The sequence below is a fragment of the Paraburkholderia sediminicola genome, assembly GCF_046026855.1.
GTDB classification, from domain to species: domain Bacteria; phylum Pseudomonadota; class Gammaproteobacteria; order Burkholderiales; family Burkholderiaceae; genus Paraburkholderia; species Paraburkholderia sediminicola_A.
This window is the reverse complement of sequence record NZ_JAQQET010000018.1, coordinates 1-17,923: the sequence shown is the minus strand read 5'-3', so window position 1 is coordinate 17,923 and position 17,923 is coordinate 1. Positions and strand designations below refer to the sequence as shown.

General features: G+C 57.4%; 13 protein-coding genes and 2 pseudogenes. 1 reads left to right on the top strand and 14 read right to left on the bottom strand.

Annotated elements, in window-relative coordinates; genetic code table 11:
• Window positions 1-58 precede the first annotated feature (58 nt).
• A complete protein-coding gene (locus PQR40_RS20480) occupies window positions 59-979 on the bottom strand; it encodes a LysR family transcriptional regulator (protein ID WP_408509754.1) in 921 nt (306 codons plus the stop codon).
• A gap of 124 nt (window positions 980-1,103) precedes the next feature.
• Between PQR40_RS20480 and PQR40_RS20475 the strand changes: the two genes are divergently transcribed.
• On the top strand, window positions 1,104-2,015 hold the full coding sequence (locus tag PQR40_RS20475; RefSeq protein WP_408509753.1) for a DMT family transporter: 912 nt from the start codon (window positions 1,104-1,106) through the stop codon (window positions 2,013-2,015).
• Window positions 2,016-2,060: 45 nt separating this feature from the next.
• On the opposite strand, the gene PQR40_RS20470 is transcribed toward PQR40_RS20475, so the two are convergent.
• The 13 genes and pseudogenes from PQR40_RS20470 to tssI form a co-directional block, all read right to left on the bottom strand.
• Window positions 2,061-3,308, bottom strand: a complete 1,248-nt coding sequence (locus PQR40_RS20470) for a metal-dependent hydrolase family protein (RefSeq protein ID WP_408509752.1) — start codon at window positions 3,306-3,308, stop codon at window positions 2,061-2,063.
• A gap of 60 nt (window positions 3,309-3,368) precedes the next feature.
• Complete coding sequence (locus PQR40_RS20465) at window positions 3,369-4,676, bottom strand: MFS transporter (RefSeq protein WP_408234190.1); 1,308 nt, start codon at window positions 4,674-4,676, stop codon at window positions 3,369-3,371.
• Between the two features lie 202 nt (window positions 4,677-4,878).
• Window positions 4,879-5,847, bottom strand: a complete 969-nt coding sequence (locus tag PQR40_RS20460) for a LysR substrate-binding domain-containing protein (protein WP_408509751.1) — start codon at window positions 5,845-5,847, stop codon at window positions 4,879-4,881.
• Window positions 5,848-6,055: 208 nt separating this feature from the next.
• Entirely contained in the window at window positions 6,056-7,318 is a 1,263-nt protein-coding gene (locus PQR40_RS20455) for an MFS transporter (protein WP_408509750.1), read from the bottom strand.
• 114 nt (window positions 7,319-7,432) lie between these two features.
• Window positions 7,433-7,744 (bottom strand): annotated as a pseudogene (locus PQR40_RS20450) (P1 family peptidase); the annotation flags it as partial.
• A gap of 45 nt (window positions 7,745-7,789) precedes the next feature.
• A complete protein-coding gene (locus PQR40_RS20445; RefSeq protein ID WP_408509749.1) occupies window positions 7,790-9,100 on the bottom strand; it encodes an SEL1-like repeat protein in 1,311 nt (436 codons plus the stop codon).
• Window positions 9,101-9,102: 2 nt separating this feature from the next.
• Window positions 9,103-11,130 carry a Tle5 family T6SS lipase effector gene (locus PQR40_RS20440; RefSeq protein ID WP_408509748.1) on the bottom strand — a complete coding sequence of 676 codons (2,028 nt, stop codon included), beginning with the start codon at window positions 11,128-11,130 and terminating at the stop codon, window positions 9,103-9,105.
• A pseudogene (locus tag PQR40_RS20435) lies at window positions 11,127-11,945 on the bottom strand (DUF2345 domain-containing protein); the annotation flags it as partial. The gene PQR40_RS20440 and the pseudogene PQR40_RS20435, both read right to left, overlap by 4 nt.
• Window positions 11,891-12,310: a hypothetical protein gene (locus PQR40_RS20430; protein ID WP_408234211.1), complete on the bottom strand. Its 420-nt coding sequence runs from the start codon at window positions 12,308-12,310 to the stop codon at window positions 11,891-11,893. The pseudogene PQR40_RS20435 and the gene PQR40_RS20430, both read right to left, overlap by 55 nt.
• 378 nt (window positions 12,311-12,688) lie before the next feature.
• Window positions 12,689-12,976, bottom strand: coding sequence for a PAAR domain-containing protein (locus PQR40_RS20425; RefSeq protein WP_408234214.1), 288 nt, complete (start codon window positions 12,974-12,976; stop codon window positions 12,689-12,691).
• A 129-nt stretch (window positions 12,977-13,105) separates the two neighbouring features.
• Window positions 13,106-13,609 (bottom strand): hypothetical protein, encoded by a 504-nt coding sequence (locus PQR40_RS20420; protein WP_408234217.1) that lies wholly within the window; start codon window positions 13,607-13,609, stop codon window positions 13,106-13,108.
• Window positions 13,606-14,277, bottom strand: a complete 672-nt coding sequence (locus tag PQR40_RS20415) for a hypothetical protein (protein ID WP_408234220.1) — start codon at window positions 14,275-14,277, stop codon at window positions 13,606-13,608. Before PQR40_RS20415 ends, PQR40_RS20420 begins: the two co-directional genes overlap by 4 nt.
• A complete protein-coding gene (tssI, locus tag PQR40_RS20410) occupies window positions 14,274-16,961 on the bottom strand; it encodes a type VI secretion system Vgr family protein (protein WP_408337047.1) in 2,688 nt (895 codons plus the stop codon). The genes PQR40_RS20415 and tssI overlap by 4 nt, the downstream gene beginning before the upstream one ends.
• Between the last annotated feature and the right edge of the window lie 962 nt (window positions 16,962-17,923).

Genomic DNA, 17,923 nt, shown 5'->3' with positions numbered 1-17,923 from the left:
AATCGATACTCTGCGGCCACGGCATACGAACGCGTTGCGCAGCGAGTTGGACCCGCGCTTAAGTCGCCTCGCGAATATGCTCGACGAGATAATCGATCAGCGCCCTCACCTTCGGCGGCAAGAAACGGTTCGGCGGATATAGCAGCCACACCGAGCCCACATAAGCGCGCGCCTCGAGCTTCCAGTCCGGCAGTACCTGCATGAGTTCTCCATTTAGCAATGCGTCGGTGGCGGCAAACTCAGGCAAGTTCGCAATGCCGAAATTTTGCTGCGCGGCTTCAAGCCGCGCGCCAGCGTGATTCGCAATGTAACGCCCCTTCACGTCGACGGTTTGCGTCTCCGTGCCGCGGCGAAAGCGCCAGCGGTTGTCGTCGGCGGTTTCGCCAAGGTAGATGCAATCGTGCTGGAGGAGATCGCGCGGTTGTGCCGGCGTGCCGCGCTCACGCAAATAGGCGGGTGATGCAACCAGCAGCCAGCGCACTGTGCCCAACCTGCGCCCCGCGAGCCCTTGCGGTGGATGCTCGGTCAGACGGATGACCAGATCGACATCGTCGGCGAGCGGGTCGACGTCGTGATCGGTGAAAAGCAGTTGCAAGTCGACTTCATCGTAGGCACGCAGAAAACCGGGAATCAGCGGATGAATCACCGTCTTCGCGAACGCGGTGGGCGCGCTCACGCTCACCTTGCCTTGCGGTCTGCCGGCCAGTTGCCCGGCGGCATCCACCGCGCCCGATGCGGCGCTCACCATGTCGCGGCAGAAACGCGCCACCTGGAGACCCGATTCCGTGACCCGCACCGTCCGCGTGGACCGTTCGAGCAGGCGCGTCGCCAAGGCGTCCTCGAGGCGTTTGATCTGGCGGCTGACGGTAGACGGCGTACTGCCGAGCTGACGCGCGGCCACCGAAAAATTGCCGGCATCGACAACGCGCGCGAAAACCGCCATGTCCGGCAGCAACGCGAAAAGGTCGGTTGGGTTCATCGTCGAGCGCTCGCGGAGGTTGAACCGATTAGTGCATTCTGGACATAAATGCTGTGCGCAACGACCCGATTATCGCCTCACGAGCAAAGTTCGACAATATGCGTTCATCTGCTTGAGGTCCGCCATGTCGAAACAAGAACGCCTGCTTCTGCTCTCCGATCTGATGCTGCTCGCGGTCGCCGTGGTCTGGGGCACCAGTTATGGCGTCGTCAAAAGCGCCCTGGTGTTCTATCCGGTACTGGGTTTGCTGGCGATGCGCTTCGGCATCACCTTTGTGATCCTGTCGCCCACCTTGCGCCATCTACGCGCCGCCGATGCCCGCACGCTGCGTGGCGTGCTGATCGCGGGCGCCCTGCTGCTGGGCATCTTTCTCTGCGAGACCTTCGGCATTCTGCTGACGCGCGCGGCCAATGCGGCGTTTCTGATCAGCCTCTGCGTGGTGCTGACGCCGCTTGTCGAATGGTGGCTGCTCAAGCGCAGGCCGAGCCGCATCGAATGGGCGGCGGTCGCGCTTTCGCTGTTCGGCGCGTGGCTGCTGGCAGGGGATGGCGCGCTGAGTTTCAATCCCGGCGACGCGCTGATTCTGCTCGCCGCGCTGCTGCGCGCGCTGAATGTGTGTGTAACTAAACGCGTGATGCGCGACTCCACGTTGCCGCCTTTGTCGGTGACAGCGGTTCAGTCGGGTGTGGTGGCATTCGGCAGCGCGGCGGTTGCGGTGCTGTTTGCGCCGCAACAGTGGCAGCCGGTGCCGTCGCTCGCCGGGCACGCCATGTTCTGGGGTTACATCGGCTATCTGGTGATCGCGTGCACGCTATTCGCATTCTTCGCGCAAAACTTCGCGATCAAACGCAGCAGCCCAACGCGTGTGTCGCTGTTGATGGGCAGCGAGCCCGCTTTCGGCGCGTTATTCGCCTGCATCTGGTTAGGTGAACGGATTTCAACGACGGCCTGGATCGGTGGTGCGTTGATCGTCGCGGCATCGATTCTCGCGACTGTGCGATGGACAGCATTGCGTGTGAGCGCCGCGGGAGCCTAGAGAATTTCCGAGGCCCTTGCCGATCGCTGCACACGCATCTGCCGATTAACGCGACGCGACCATGCCCCGCTCGCTCACCACCTCGCCACGTTGCAAGACATACTCGAGGCGCTCGCCCTGCCCGGTCAACACCCCGATATCCTTGAGCGGATTGCCGTCGACCACCAGCACGTCGGCAATCGCCCCGGCTTTGATAGCACCGAGCTTGCCCCTCCGATCGACGATATCGGCCGCGATTGTAGTCGCTGAGCGCAACGCTTCCAGATTGCCGAGCACCTCGGCGCGTATACGCAATTCATCGCTCTGGAATGTGTGCATTTCGCCGAGCAAGTCCGAACCGAATCCCATTGGCACCCCAGCGTTCGCATAGATCTGCAGCGAGTCGCGCCCGGCTTGCCGCACGGTTTCGACCTTGGCGATCGAATCGGCCGGCAAACCATAATCGGCACCGTGCCTGGCCAGCGCATCGTAGGTGACCAGCGTGGGCACGACGAACGCACCGTGCTCGCGCATCAGTTTCGCGGCGGCTTCGTCGACCAGATTGCCGTGCTCGATCGTGCGTACGCCACAGCGAATCGCACGCGAAATCGCGCGGCCGGTGTAGGCATGCGCCATCACGTAGGTATTGGCCGCCTCCGCTTCGGCGACGATTGCCCGGATCTCTTCCTCAGAGTATTGCGTGTTGCTGATCGGATCGGTCGGCGATGCAACGCCGCCGGATGCCATGATCTTGATCTGCGTGGCGCCCTTCTGAATCTCTTCGCGCACGGCGAGCCGCACCGCATCGACACCGTCGACCACTCGCGCAATCGCCCCGGCACGAAAGGCGCATGAACAGGGTTCCAGCACGTCGCCGCGTGGACGGAAATCGCCGTGGCCGCCGGTTTGCGACAACGCCTTTCCCGACGGGAAAATGCGTGGCCCCGGAATCAGGCCACTCTCCAGCGCCTGCGTCAAACCCCAGTCCGCGCCGCCCGCGTCACGCACCGTCGTAAAGCCGCGGCCGAGCATCGCCTTGAGAATCGGCAGCGCACGAATCGCAGTGAGGATATTCGGCTGCGTCGCATTCACACCGAGATTCGCGCGCGAAGCGAGCACGTGCACGTGACAATCGATCAGGCCGGGCATCACCGTCTTGCCGCGCGCGTCGATTACGCGCGCATTCGGCAGGTCGACAGGACGATCGGTGACTTCGACGATATAGCCGTTTTCGATTACGACGTGATGATGGTCGAGCAACGCACCCTGGGCCAGATCGAGTACGTTGCCGCCGCTGATTACCGTAATGCTCATTGATATTTTCCTGACTGGATGAAGGAACCCATCCGGCTTTCGTTCGCCGGACGCGCGGCCTCAGGCTTGGCTACGGCGCGTATCGCGCACATAGAACGTGCCGACGAGACTGATGGCCGCGGCGATCATCACGTAGATTGCGGGCGCCATATTGCTGCCCGTCGACGCGATTAGCCACGTGATGAAGAACGGCGCGAAGCCGCCGAAAATCGTCACCGCAAAGTTGTACGCAACAGAGAGGCCCGTAGACAACACTTTGGTCGGGAACAGCTCCGAGAATGCCGCGAGAATCGGACCGGTGTAGACGGCGATCAGCAAGCCGAACACGCCCTGAAACACCATCAGCGAAGCGAGCCCAGGCGCGTGATTGATGTAAGTGAACATCGGCCATGCGAGCAGAAGGATCAATGCAGCCGCGCCGGACAGAAAGCGGCGGCGGCCGAAGCGGTCAGCGAGTGCGCCGACCACGGGTGAGAAACACATAATCATCACCCCACCGAACATGCCGGCACGAAAGCCCGTGGATTGCGGCAGATGCAGTGTGCGCACCGAATAGGTCGGCATATAGAACAGCAGTACGTAGGTGCACACCGTCCACAGAATCACCATCGAAAAGCTCGCGAACGTCTCGCGTGGAAAGCGGCGAAACACTTCCGCGAGCGGCGAATCGCTTTTCGCCTCCTCGGCAACCGCGCTGAACGCCGGCGTTTCGTCCATGCGACTACGAATGAAATAGCCGACCGGTCCGATCAGAATGCCGATCAGGAACGGCATTCTCCAACCCCACGAATGCAGCGCATCGGCGCTCAGGCTTGATGTCACGAACGTGCCGACCGCAGCGCCCAGCAGCACGGCAAAGCCGATGCTCGATTGAATCCAGCTCGAATAGAATGCGCGCTTGCCAGCCGGCGCATATTCGGTAAGAAACGCAGTGGCGGTGCCCATTTCGCCGCCGGCCGAGAAACCCTGCAGCAACCGGGCAACCACGATCAGCACCGGCGCCCACAGACCGATCTGGTCGTAAGTCGGAGCGAGGCCGATGAGTGCAGTACCGCCCGCCATCAACAGAATAGTCAGCGAGAGCGCCGCCTTTCTTCCCACTTTATCCGCGTACACGCCGAGCACGATGCCACCCACCGGCCGCATGAAAAAACCCACGCCGAACGTCGCGACGGTGAGCAGCAGCGAGGTCAGCTCATTGCCGGTCGGAAAGAACAGCTTGGCGATGATCACCGCGAAAAAACTATAGACGGTGAAGTCGAACCACTCGAGCCCATTGCCGAGCACAGTGGCGATAATGGCACGGCGCCGCTGTCGCGCGAGCGTATCCACGGACATCGCGACGTTGGATGAAAGCGTTCCTTGCATGGTCTCTTTCCTCATCAGGCTGCTTGTGCGACCGCTCGTGCGGCCGCTGCATGGCTACGGGTCCGGCTGATCTGCCAGCAATGCGACGCATCGAAATCGAGCGGCGCTTCCGCGTGCATAAAGCCGATCGTAGAGAGACCTGATTTGTTTTCGAAACGAAAGATTCACATGCATGCATGCGCGTAGCGCATGCGAAACGCAGTCAGGCGACGGACGCGTTGCTCGTCTCCGCGAGCGTTTGCCCGCCCGTCGGCCCGCTTGTCTGCCCGCTCGTCTGCGCCTCTGCCTGCTCGAACAGCCAGCGCGTGAAGAGGCGCGCCGCCTGATTCTCCGCGCGATCGTTCGGCGATACGACGTAGTAACCGCCACCGTGGCTCGCCGAGGCTCGCGTAGCACGCACTAGCAGTCCCTCGTTCAGACACGCATCGATCATGTGACGCCAGCCGAGCACGACGCCTTGGCCAAGAATCGCCATCTGCACGAGTTGTGGGTAATGATTGACGACGACCGACTGCGGGGAACCGGGCATCTGCACATTGTTGAGACGGAACCATTCGGGCCACGACATCCATTGCCGCTGACCGTCTTCCTGCATCAGCAATGTTTCATGGGCGAGATCGGCAGGCTCCAGCACCCGGCCGGCGAGATATCCGGGTGAACATACCGGGTACACGTCTTCGTCGAAAATACGGCGTGCGGTGAAATGCGGCTCGGCGCGCTGGCGGATGTAGTAAAGACCCACGTCGAATTCCGCCGGCGACAACGAAGCGAGTCCGTCACGCACGATCATCCGGATCTTCACGTTTGGATGGGCGGCGCGAAATGCACCCAGGCGCGGCGTGAGCCACAACACCGCGACACCCGACGAACACGCAATCGTCAACTCCAGATCGCCGTATCGCTTCATCACCTCGAGCGTGGCTTCCGAGCAATTGGCGAGCAGCCACTGCACGTGCTTCGCGTAGCGTTCGCCGGCGATCGTCAGACGTAGGGCGCGATGCTCGCGCACGAAGAGCGAGCGGCCGAGGAAGTCTTCGAGTTGCGCGATCTGGCGGCTGACCGCGCTTTGCGTCAGATGCAGCTCAACAGCCGCCTTGGTGAAACTGGTATGCCGCACGGCCGATTCGAATGCGATCAGACATTGAAGCGGGGGTAAAGGGGCGATCCGCATGATGAAGGTGGCCGAGTGAGGTTGCCACCATCATAGCGGGTCGAGGCGCACGCCGAATCACGTCTACGCGGACGACTCCGCAGGTGGCACGCTCAACGTTACCGGCTTCCGTATTTAAGGAGAACCCGGCGAAAACGGCAACCGGGTTTTCAAAAACCGGGAGGATGAACATGGCATCTCGTTCCAGGCAACGCGTCATGCGTCTCCATCAACGGCTTGGCACCAGTTCCTCTTCCCGCTCCAGCGAGCGCGTACGCCTGAGTTCCGGAAAGAATCGCATCCACAGCAAGGCGACGGCGATCGTCGCGACACCGCCCACCAGCACGGCGGGTTGTGCGCCCCACCACCCTGCCGTCACGCCGGATTCGAATTCACCCAGTTGATTCGATGTCCCGATGAAAAGCGAATTGACCGCGCTGACGCGACCCAGCATTTCATCCGGTGTCCGCAGTTGCACGAGCGATAGGCGCACCACTACGCTGATGGTGTCCGACGCGCCCAGCACCATCAGCGCGAAGAGCGATACGAAAAACTGATGCGACAGACCGAACACGACAGTGGCCGCGCCAAACGCGATCACGCCACCGAACATCGCAGCGCCAGGCCGGTTGCGCAGCGGAAAATGCGCGAGCCAGACGGTGCCCGCGAGCGCGCCGATGGCGGTACCCGAACGCAGCAGGCCGAGACCGAGCGGCCCTGTGTGCAGGATGTCGCGTGCGAAGACCGGCAGCAACGCGGTCGCGCCGCCGAACAGCACCGCGAACAGATCGAGCGATAGTGCGCCGAGTATCACGGGCTCCTTGCGGATAAAAGCGATGCCGGAGAACACCGACTCGAGCGTGACCGGCGCGCGGCTCGCCAGCTTCGCCTGCAACGGGATGGCACACACAGAGGCAGCAGCGGCCGCAAACGACAGCGTGCATGCGAGGTAGGCGGCGCCAGGGCCGATGCCGTATAGCAGGCCGCCCAATGCCGGACCCGCGATCTGCGCGGTTTGATTCGCGGAGGTGGCCCATGCCGTGGCTTTGGGCAATTGCCCGCGCGGCACGACGCCCGGCAACAGCGACGCAACCGCAGGCGATTCGAAGGCGCGCGCCGCACCTACGCATGCGGCCAGCACGTAGATGACCGGCGCGCTGATCCAGCCACCGAAGGTGCCAAAGGCGAATAGCAATGCAGCGACGCTTTCGAGGCTTTGACAGATGGCCGCGATCCGGCGACGGTCGTAGCGGTCGGCGACGTGGCCAACCACGAGCGTCAGCACGAACATCGGCAGAAATTGGGCGAGACCCACGAGGCCGAGTGCGAAGGCGCTATGCGTTAGTGCGTAGATGTGCCAGCCCATGGCCACGGCGAGCATCTGGAACGACAGCGACGAGAGGATGCGGGTGCACCAGAAACGTTGGAAAGCGGGATGTTTGGGCAAACTGAAGCTAGGATCGCCGACGGGATCGGCTGGAGGTCGGGGCATTAGTTTCTTGCTCTTTACTAGGCTGGTTCGGGCGGCAGCTAGTTTAGAGCAAGTTTATTTATTTTGTTTTTACGCTTGGGAGCGCTTTCTTTATGTAAGGCTGCGGCATCGGCCTTAGCTATCCGGCTTCCATCCCACCTCACGAAGCGCCGACAGCAGGCGCTCAGAACCGATCGCCACCGCGCGAGCGCCACGCGCGTTCATATCCGTAGCGGCCAGCAGTGCATTGACGATGGCTTCCTCAACGGCCTCTGCGGCAGCCGAAAACAAAGCAGACATGTGATCGTTATTCACCATCTCCACGGCAGTGGTGGGCTTTCCAACGCGCCCATAATTAGCGGCCGGCAGCCCCGAATTCCCCACTGAAAAGGCCACAAATATATCGCCGCTCGAATCTTCAGTGCCTCCGCCCATGCGTGCATCGCCGTCGAGGATCAGATATCGTTTCACAATCTGCCTGTTATCGGAACATCAAGCCTGATCGATATACGCGACCAGTTCCCATGCGACCTGTGCAGTCTGCTGGCGCGTGCCCATCAGTCGGTCGAGAAATGCGAGCGCGCGCGGTTCATGTACGACCAGCGAGGGCAATGTATCGCCTTTCAAAAAACGCCTCTGCATGTCTCCAGTCTGGCCCGCTTCGAGCTTCGCGTGCCACACGCCATCTTCAGGGCAGATATCGCCCGTACTTGCCCGCGTGCCGAGCGGCACATGGGCCGCTGCGACGTTCGAAGGTTCATGCGCCTGTGATGCCTTGTCCAGCGAACCCGATAGCGGCAGGCCCGTCGTCGGATCGAGTTGCTTTGCTTTCGCCAGTTGATCAATGAGTTCATTGGACGGTTTCTGCGGCGGTGCTGCTGCATCCTGCTCTTTTTGCCACTGGAACGTACCATCCCACGGCGGAAGCTTCGCAGGCGGTAGCGGAACGATCTTGTCGATGTCGGGTACCTTGGGGTTGCGACCGTCGTTGCTGTCGAAGAACTTGCCAATCAAGCCATAGCGGCGAGTACGTTCTGCATCAGGCTTAACGTCGATTGCATAGAGTTCATTCTTTCCAGACTTCTCATCAAAGGCATACTGGAGTAGAAACGCCGACTGACTACTTCCCGCCTTCGCGCTACTTTGAAAAGCCTCAGCCGCTTCGACAAACTTTCGACTGAGTTGAAAAGCCACGCCGAGATCGTTACCTGCGGCAGCGTATCCTTGAACAGACGCACATTGAAACATTTGTAGCGCAATGTCCGGCGCTGCATCAGCGGGGTTGAGTAAATTCGCAACATAGTATTGCGCATCTGGATTTCCTGAATCTGCTGCTTTGCGCATATAACGCCTAGCCGCGTCGTCGTCGCGTTTGACGCCATAGCCATTCAGCAGGTAGTGCCCGATATCGTAGTAGCCGCTCGGCACACCTGCTTTGATGAGTTGTTCAGCCAGATCAACGCTTTCCTTTTCTGGATCGGGTGACGACGCCGATCCAGATGAAATCAGGATTTGCAGATTGTGGTTCGCCTTGTAATGTCCATACGCCGCAGCAATCCGATAGTAACGCGCGATATCGTTGAAATCCTTCGGCCCCTCTTTCTTCTCAAGATATCGTCCGTACTGAAAGAGTTTTTCCGGTTCGGGATCGAGCGGCGGCAGATGATCAGCTTCGTGCGTACACGTGAAGGCAAGTTTCAGGCGTACTGCGCTAACGTCAGGCAACGGGTTCATGGCATTCTCGCTTTTCGAACAGGCAGATAGCAGGCATACAACAGACAATGCAACGAGCGATCTATGCATGATCAATCTAACTTGCTCCGTTTTGTCGTATCGGTTCGAAATGCAATCAAAGATGCCAAAGGCGACTGTTTCTTGCTATCCATTCGTTTTTTGTTGCTTGTGATGATCCCGCTCCAAGCCTTGAATGCTTCCTCAATATTGTCGCCGACGGCCTGTGCGTTATTTGCGTCCGAGTCCGACTGTCCTCCTTGATAACTGACTGAACCGTTCCTTGTATGAATAGTCCACAACCGCTTCCGGAGCGCCTTCGTCACGTCGCCGTGCTCATGGCAGATGTTCAATTCGCTATCGACTTCCATACTCCGTGTGTTGATGTTAGCTGAGCCGTGCGTGAGGAACACATCATCGATGACCATGATCTTGCTATGTACATAGGTATTCATCCAGTTTCCTGCCGGAGAGTCAGGCGCAACCAACGTGCAGATTAGCGTTTTCAGCCCGGTGATATCACTCGGAACAACTGCCCCGCTCTTATTGGCATTGATCTTCCCGTTTACAGCATCCAGTTGCTGTTGCAAATCCTTCTTGCGCGCTTCGCTCTTGGCAAAAAATGGCGCATTCTGTGCGGCCGTGCCAGTACCATATACTCTCACGGTCTGCTCACTGCCATCGATGTCGTCTATCTGCGACTGGAGACTGCTTTTCTGCTGTTGCAGTGCGTCGTCGCGTTCCGCTTTCGTTACGTCTGGCATCGTATCCGCATGTCCAAGCGACTCCATCACGCGGTACGTCGAAACCTGTCCGTTTTCCAGCGCATCGTCGCTGGAATTGGTCACGACAAACAGATAGAGCGTCCCATCCCTGCCGGTGTCCCGTCCCCATGCAAGTTGTTTATTGACGGCGGCCTTGATCTGTTCGACCAGCGGCGGCCAGCGGAAATACTGGTTCTCGATGTACATAAAGCTGGACGTGTTGTTCGTCACCTGCTTGTACATCGACCGGATATCCCGACGATTCTCGGCTTTCTGCGACTGCGTGCGCAGGATTTGCGCCATCACAGGAGTGCCCTTATCCTGACGGACGGTGAGCCGCGACGCCAGCGCCTTGCGCGGCGTAGTCAGGTCGACTTTCGTGGTGTGCTGCCACGCACGGCAGAAGTTCACGTTCAGATGCTCGAGTATCGGACCAGTGACGCACGCGGACATGTCCTGCCTCGGCGTCGCACCATTGCGTCCGAAGCGCGGATGCATTCGTGCAAACGAATGTTTATCGTCGTCCCAATAGGCGTCGAGCGTGTTGTGCCCCATGACGAAGCCCACTGTGTGTTCCGGCGCGTCGTAGTCCACCATCACCATTTTCTGGTGATGTGACGGTTCGCCACCAAAGCCAACCGTGACCGCTTCCTCGTTGAGGCTTTTGTCATCGCGGAAACGGGATTCCCGCCACATGATTTCCCAACGGTCCTTCAACGAGAAATCCCGCGTCGCCATTTCCACACACGGAAACCCCTGCAAGGCGACAACCTTGGCTGGATCAGGCGGCGGCAATCCCGCCGTGTGTCGCGCCCGCAATTCCGCTGCCCACTTGTTCCTCGCGTCCTCCCATTGCGGTCCGATACCGGGGGCTGTCGCATGCCGATACCACTCACGGTCATATTCCCGCTCCGTGTTGTTCTCGTTTTGTGTGAAAAAGTGTCTCCACCACGTCAGGCCCGGAGTCGAATTCTCGGACATCTGCGCAATACCGAGGGAGTCCGCCCAACACAGAACCCGGACCCGCACGCCTTGCAAGCCCTTTGTGATGAGCAGATCACCGATATTCATCGACGCACCGCGATCGCCGCGCTTGAAATACATCGACGGCTGAAAGCCCCAACAGATGATATCGACGCTGAATCTTGCTGCGTTAATGGCGTCGTAGACCGCACCGAATGCTTCCTCACCGTTGACGAGCGGCTTGTAGGAGCATGGTAGCGGGTGAAATTCGACAGGCCTGTTCTCGTCGGTAAAGTCCACGAACCAAGGCGAGCATACTGCCGCAGTGGATGTCTGGTTCTGTGCAAGCGGTGTCGTGATTGGCGCGCCGGTCATGCGTCGTCTCCTGATGGCGGATTGAGCAGGTCGCTGTAGCGTTGCCGATGCTGAGCGCGGTCACCAGGTGGGGTGACATCCGTTGCATTGCCATTCTCGTGAAAATGGAATCCCTGATTCGCCAGCGCCCCATTGCCCGCGTCCCGGTAATCGGCCGGTACAGGGATTTCGTGCTTAACGCCACTTGCCATCTCAAGCGTATATTTCTGCGTCGTTACCTGATGATCGATGGGCAACTGCCCGGTGCTGTCGAACACGCCCTGCTTCACCAATGCACCGTCCGCGTAGAGCTTGTACGGCATGCCGACAGGTACGACGTTCGTTGCAGAAGGTGAAGCCATCGTGTTCAGCGTCAGTCGTCGCGTCGGCATATCCTTGAACGCCGGGTTCGTGACGTCCATCCGCGTCGGCCCGCTAAATGCGTGGTCCGCGCCCTTGAAGTCGACCTTCCCCGGTGCGTGAATCTCGATGTTGCCGTCCTTGATGCGGATATATGCGCCACCAGATGTCAGCAGGATTTCCTGCTGCGCAGCGGCCTGAATCTTTTCCATCGCGGATACAACCCGCAGTGATTTCTGCGCCGTTAATTCAATATTGTCAGCATGCGCCTGTACCTCAATCTTTCCTTTCGCGGCAAACAGCTTCATCCCCGCGTTCTGCACGAACAGGCTCAGCTTCTGCGTGACGCTTGCCACCAATGATTTACCCGTTGCGATGTGCGTGCTCTGACCACTTACCAGATTGATGTGCTGGTCCGTTGCTACGTGCGTCGACTTTTGTGTCGACAGCGCGATGCCCGCAGGCGCGGCAAGCAGTCATAGCCAAACCCGTAGCTTCCGCCGCCCGATACTTTTTCGGTTTCGCTGAGAATGCGCTTTGAACTCGTGATGCCCTGCGAGTTGTATTCGTAGCGATAGCTGCCCGAGGTGATCTCACTGACATTGATCGCTTCGTAGCCTTCGTTGTTGAGCTCGGCAATTGCTTTGGAAACATCGTCGGCTAGTCGCCTTCCATCGATCTCGCAGTCCGACCATCCCGTTTGTTGCCGTTGGGTTTCCGTGCGTGTGACATCTTTTTGCCCACCAAAGAATCCCGCTTTGGTTTCACCGGTCGCAACCTTTACGGCCACATCCTTGTAGATCGGCTTGAAGTAGGCTTTCACAAACACAGTCTTGTTCATTTATTCTCACGCTTCATCAGTATAGAAATTGAGTAGTTTTTCCCAGCAGGCATCCAGTCCAATCAGTTGCCGGACTTGCCTCCCTGGACATCAGGTCGGACATCCCGAAGCCTTGCTGCATAAGGTCGTGTCCAGGGTGTCCAACCCGTCCAATCAAAATCAATAAAATAATACCAATCTTATAACTTCGCAGTCCAAATCAGTTGGCAAATCTTATTAAACAATCTTTTCAATTTTCCCCGGACACGTTGGACACCGTGGACGCAGGCTCATACGACAAGGGACTCCCATGTCCAATGTGGTGACCAGGGAAGGAAGCCGAATGAGTCCTCGTGGACAAGCAATACTTTTCGCTTTGAAAAAGTCCTTGGACCGGCACTACGCTTCGGTAGACATCATGTTCTGCGATGCAATCAACTTCGGCGGCGGATGACAACCGCAGATACACAGATCATCGCTGAGAGCGGCATGCCTTCCGTCAGGTGCGGTCATCATCTGGCGGGGGCCGTCGCACTGGATTTTGCCTGTCGCGTTGCAGGCTGGGCAGGACACGCTATCACCTTCGTGTGCGACATCCTGTCCGCTCAGTTGAATCGTGGTTGCCGTAGCCTCGACGGTACCATTGGCTGTCGTCTTGTCGCCATTCAAGATCAGATATCGCCTCATGCTTTCGCCTACCGTTTCTTTACGGAACCGAATAATTCGTCCCAGAGTGCCATCAGCGGGGCTCGCGCAGCTTCCGGCACTGCCGAACGAGTATCCATGGAAATTTTCAGTGTGGGCTCCGTGGCGTAATTATTGGCCGACATCACGCACGGCAAAATATAAATCTTTATTTTTCAAATTCAAGAGATAGCCGCCATGCACGTTTTGAAACGAGCCGCTCTGTCCGAGTCCGTCGAAATTGAAGCCAACACATAAATACTGGTATTTTCCTTCTTTGGCGAGACTCCATTGTGCCAACGTTGGATTAAATGCCGCTGGCTTTATCTCGTTGTTATTCCCGATGGGTGTAGATTTTGACAGCCGGTAGAGCTTCCCAGAGTATATCAACGCCTGATCCGACTTTCCTTCAGCGTAACCTATATCGGATCCTCTGTATTTAACGATATAGCTTGCATTGAATCCGTCTGCGTAGTCATCCTCTTGCAAGACCTCGTCCGCGTTGATGTTTCGGAGGGTGATAGAGGACGCAACCGACCGCGCCAGAAGGCAGCTTTTAACCAAGTCTTCACTCGGAGAGGCGGCCCACCCTATGCTGGACGCAACCATGATCAGTGCTGCGAATCCGCTTTTCATCGATACTCACTCCCGCCCGTAACGTCCAAGTATTGCTGATTGTATTTCCAAAAAATTGTGCCGCCAATTCCTGCCGTTGAATCATAAACGTGATCATAACGCCCCGTTTCCACTTTTTCGGTTTTCACCTTTTTGGTTTTTTTATCCTTTGTCTTTACGATTTTGTATAAAATTACCAGCTTAGTGGAATCCTTGATGTCATAAATATTGTGACTCGGATCGGTAATTTTTATCCCGTGCCGAACTTTAAAATGGTTTTCGTAATTTGTCTTAATGTCGGCACCATCCCAAAAGTAAGCACCGTTCGATTTATCTGGACCGTTTGCCAACGCGTTGCGTGCGGCGGCGATTGCGGCCTGCATGGCAGGATCCTTCCCGATCTGGACTTCTGTCGCCTTCATCATTTTGTTGTAGCGAGCATTGCCATCACCAACCACGAACGAAAACGTTGGATCATTTTTTGTAAACGTGGACATGTCGGAATAGCCGCGAGCATCACGTTGCCGCACGAGCACGCTAGCGATAGCCATCATTTCATCGGAATTGTCCTGTAAAGATGCTTCTCCGTATGCCATCGCCGCAAGTTGCCTCGTCTGCGCATCGATAGGCTGTGCCGCCGCTGGAGCACTCGCGGGTATCTGTGCGTCCGAGGGATTGGAACTGCTCATACACTTTTCCTTGCTGAGTCGCCTGCGATCCATGTGACTAGCTTCAGGGAAGGTTGCCCTGAAACGCTCACCGTTTCGCCGGAAGAATATTGGCCTTTTTTCGTATAGAGTCCACCATCGCTATAAAGGTCATAGTGATAACCTTCGACCGGCGTGGTTCCGTTCTCCAGCAATACGTAGCTCTGTTCAATGATCTCCTCGTCCGAAGAAAGAGGAAGAGACGGCAAGGCATAATTCATATTCGCAGGCCCATTGAAACTATGCTGTGCACCCTTGATATCAATCTTGCCAGGTGCGTGAATCTCGATGTTGCCGTCCTTGATGCGAATGTATGCACCACCGGACGTCAGCAGGATTTCCTGCTTCGCCGCCGCCTCGATCTTTTCTGTTGCTGACAGCAGTTTCACCGTCTTCTGTGCAGTCAGTTCGATGTCGTCCGAGTGGGCCTGGATTTCCACCTTCCCCTTGGCTGCAAACAGCTTCATGCCCGCGTTCTGCACAAACAGGCTGAGCTTTTCGGCAACGCTTGCAATCAACGACTTGCCGGTCGCGATATGCGTGCTCTGTCCGCTTACGAGGTTGGTCTGTGCATCGCTGGCGATGTGAATGGATTTCTGTGTGGACAGGGCAATGCCTGACGGACTACCGAATAGCATCACCGGTTCCTTGAACGCATTGGCGTTTCCGGTCCCGCCGCCAGCCGTATTTCCGCCCGACGACGAACCCGACACGCTGCTCTGTGTCGCGTCCGTGTATGACTTCAGCGAGTCGTAGCCTTCCTTGAGGCTTTCGGCCTGGTGCGCGGTGCTTGCGTCGGACATCGATTCCAGCACGCTTTCCGAATTCACCAGTTGCGAGTTTGCCTGCCGTGCATCCAGCGGCTGGCTGGTCGCCGGATAGGTGGTGACATACAAGCCTTGGCCCGCACGCACCGCGCCGTAGGCATCCGATTTCAGGTCAAAGCCGCTACCGAGGTATGATCCCCTGCTGTTCCCGGTCTGGTCGATCAGGTAACCTAAATGCAATTGCGAATTGCTGCTCGTTGAATATAGGTGAACGCGGTTCTGACCCGTGGAGTCATCCATCACCATCTGGTTGTAGCCGCTGCCCTGAAATTCCTTGGACTTGTAGCCCGATAGCAGGCCGTTGGAATGCCAGTGCGGTTGTGTCGCACCGTTGTAAACCCGTCCCGTCACGAGCGGCCTGTCGCAATCGCCGTCGACCCAGTTAATCAGCACCTCTTCGCCGACTCTCGGCACGTGCACGCCGCCGTATCCGCCGCCCGTATCAGACATCGCGACACGCACCCAGCACGACGCTTTTTCGTCACCGTTATTGAGCCGGTCCCAGTGGAAGCGCACCTTGATACGATTCAGCGGATCGGTATAGACCTCTGCATTCGCAGGGCCAACGACCATCGCTGACTGAAAATGCATTTCTGGCTTGTTGTGTTCAAACGGACTGCGATAGGGAAACGCCTTGCGTTGAGCTTCGATCTCAACGAGAAAGAAACCTTCGCTTCCATCCGCGTGCGTGACTTTCAGGCCTGCATGGTCAACTTTCGCAGCGGCGAGTTCGCTTTTCAGGCTGTGAGGGAAATTGGACGTCTGACTGGACACCGGCAGATTGTTTTCGATGAACCAGTTGGTTTCAATAATTGCAAACTGGCGGTTTTGCTGGCTGTCTGTTGCATGGCCGGGATGATCGTCAAGCTCAAACCAGCGACCCGCATCCGCACCACGCACACCGCCCGAGCCGAAGAAACGCTTGGCGCGCGATTCCCATTCTTCCATACGGATTTTGGACAGAGCATCACCGCGATCCTGTTTGCCATAGGTGTAGGCCCCGGTGTATTCATATACTTCAATCTGCTGGGGCAAGTTTCCCTGTGTGGGAAGCGTTGGAACGTTTGTGCCCTTGGTAAAAGTGGGGGAAGCAGGTGCCTTGTAATCGAAGGTGCGGGTCGTGAGTGTCGTGCTTTGTAGTGTTCTTGTGCCCGACCATTGAACAAGTGCATCGGGTTCGCTGTTCGTGCCCGCGCGGTAAAACTGAACTGTCTGCGGCGAAAGCGGCTGGAACGTGTCGAGGCTGTCTGTAACGATGAGCGTATGCGACTTGCCATCGCTTGCCTGCTCGAAGTAGCCGAATAGCCCTTCGCTTTCCATCAAACGGTGGACGAAATTCCAGTCATCCTCGTATTGCATGCAGAACGAACGCGACGGTAGCGGCTTGCTCAAGACAAAGCGAAACGCACCCTGGGCCTGCGGATGCATGTTGAATACATCGGTGAGGATTTCGTCGACGGGCTTGTCCTGCCAGATTCGTGCATCCTTGCGGAAACGAAGAAAATGCATCCACGACGCATAGCCGATCTGATAACTCGTGAGCCCGCTATCGGATCCAAGACGCCGTGCTGTATGCACGTAACCGTGATGAGGAAGATAGGACTTGTCCGTTTGCTGAACCCATAGCGTCACCGGCTGGGCGATCAGCTTCTTGAGTTCAATCGTGTCGGAGGTGGACACGACATCAGCCGTGAATTCATAATGACGGCCAATTCGTGAATGACCAACGACCCGCTGGGGCAGCAGGACGTTACTGCCCAAAGGACTATCCAGCTTGAGCAGGCGGTCGCTTTGAACGAGCCCGCCAGTGAGTGCCCCGATTATGTCTTGCGCTCCCATACCGCCTCTATTCCGTTCCGATTGACTGGGCAATCGCTTCACGCGCGATTTTACGAAACTTCAAATGAATCGGCCAGCTATTCAATGTCAGTAAATGTGAGACGCATGGTTTTTTTGACTAACCAATGCAAGCGGTATAACTGTAAATTCTGTCAAATAACGTTCCGAACTTTTCTTTCAGTTAGCCAAATGGATTACGATGCCCGGCTTTGGCTGGAACAACCAGTATTGGTTGTGCTCAGAGAGAAGGGGCGAATCCCTGAAGAGGACATGCCCGATAGCAAGAGCGACGACGGAGAAGATGCAGCCTGATGAGATGCGCGCGCCTGCGTTTAAGGTATCGCGCGTGTTACCGGATGCACGTCCAAGAGGCTGCGCGCAACGGTACCCGCGCGTGGAAACGGGAGGGCGACGGGGGGAATTCCGCTCCGGGACTTTATCAGATACCCGCTCGGAAATTTCCCGGTAACATTTAGGCCCTCAACGCCGCGCTACAAATCGGAATCGCGACATGCACCGCACAGTTACGGAGACTTTGAACGCCTCACAGGGGAGCGAGCTTGAGCTGCTGTGCCCCACTTGTTCGCGCGAAACCGCTCACGAAGTCTGCGTGTCCGTCGATGTTGCAACTGACTGGGAAGACCGTGATTACACCGTTAGCAGCCACCTGCAGTACCAGATAGTTAAGTGCAAGGGGTGCAAACAGATAACCTTCAGACAGGCGGCCACAGACTCTGAGAATATCGTTCACGACGATGAGGAAAATCGTTCTATCCAGAAACGGTCTTCCTCTTTCCTCCAAGAATAGGCGGATGGAAAGGAATTGGCGAGGACGCATGGCACTTACCCCAGACCGTTAAGCGCGTGTATGACGAGACAAGTACGGCTCTCGCCAATGACCTACCCGTGCTTACGGGTATTGGGCTGCGTGCTTTAATTGAAACCGTCTGCAAAACCGAGAC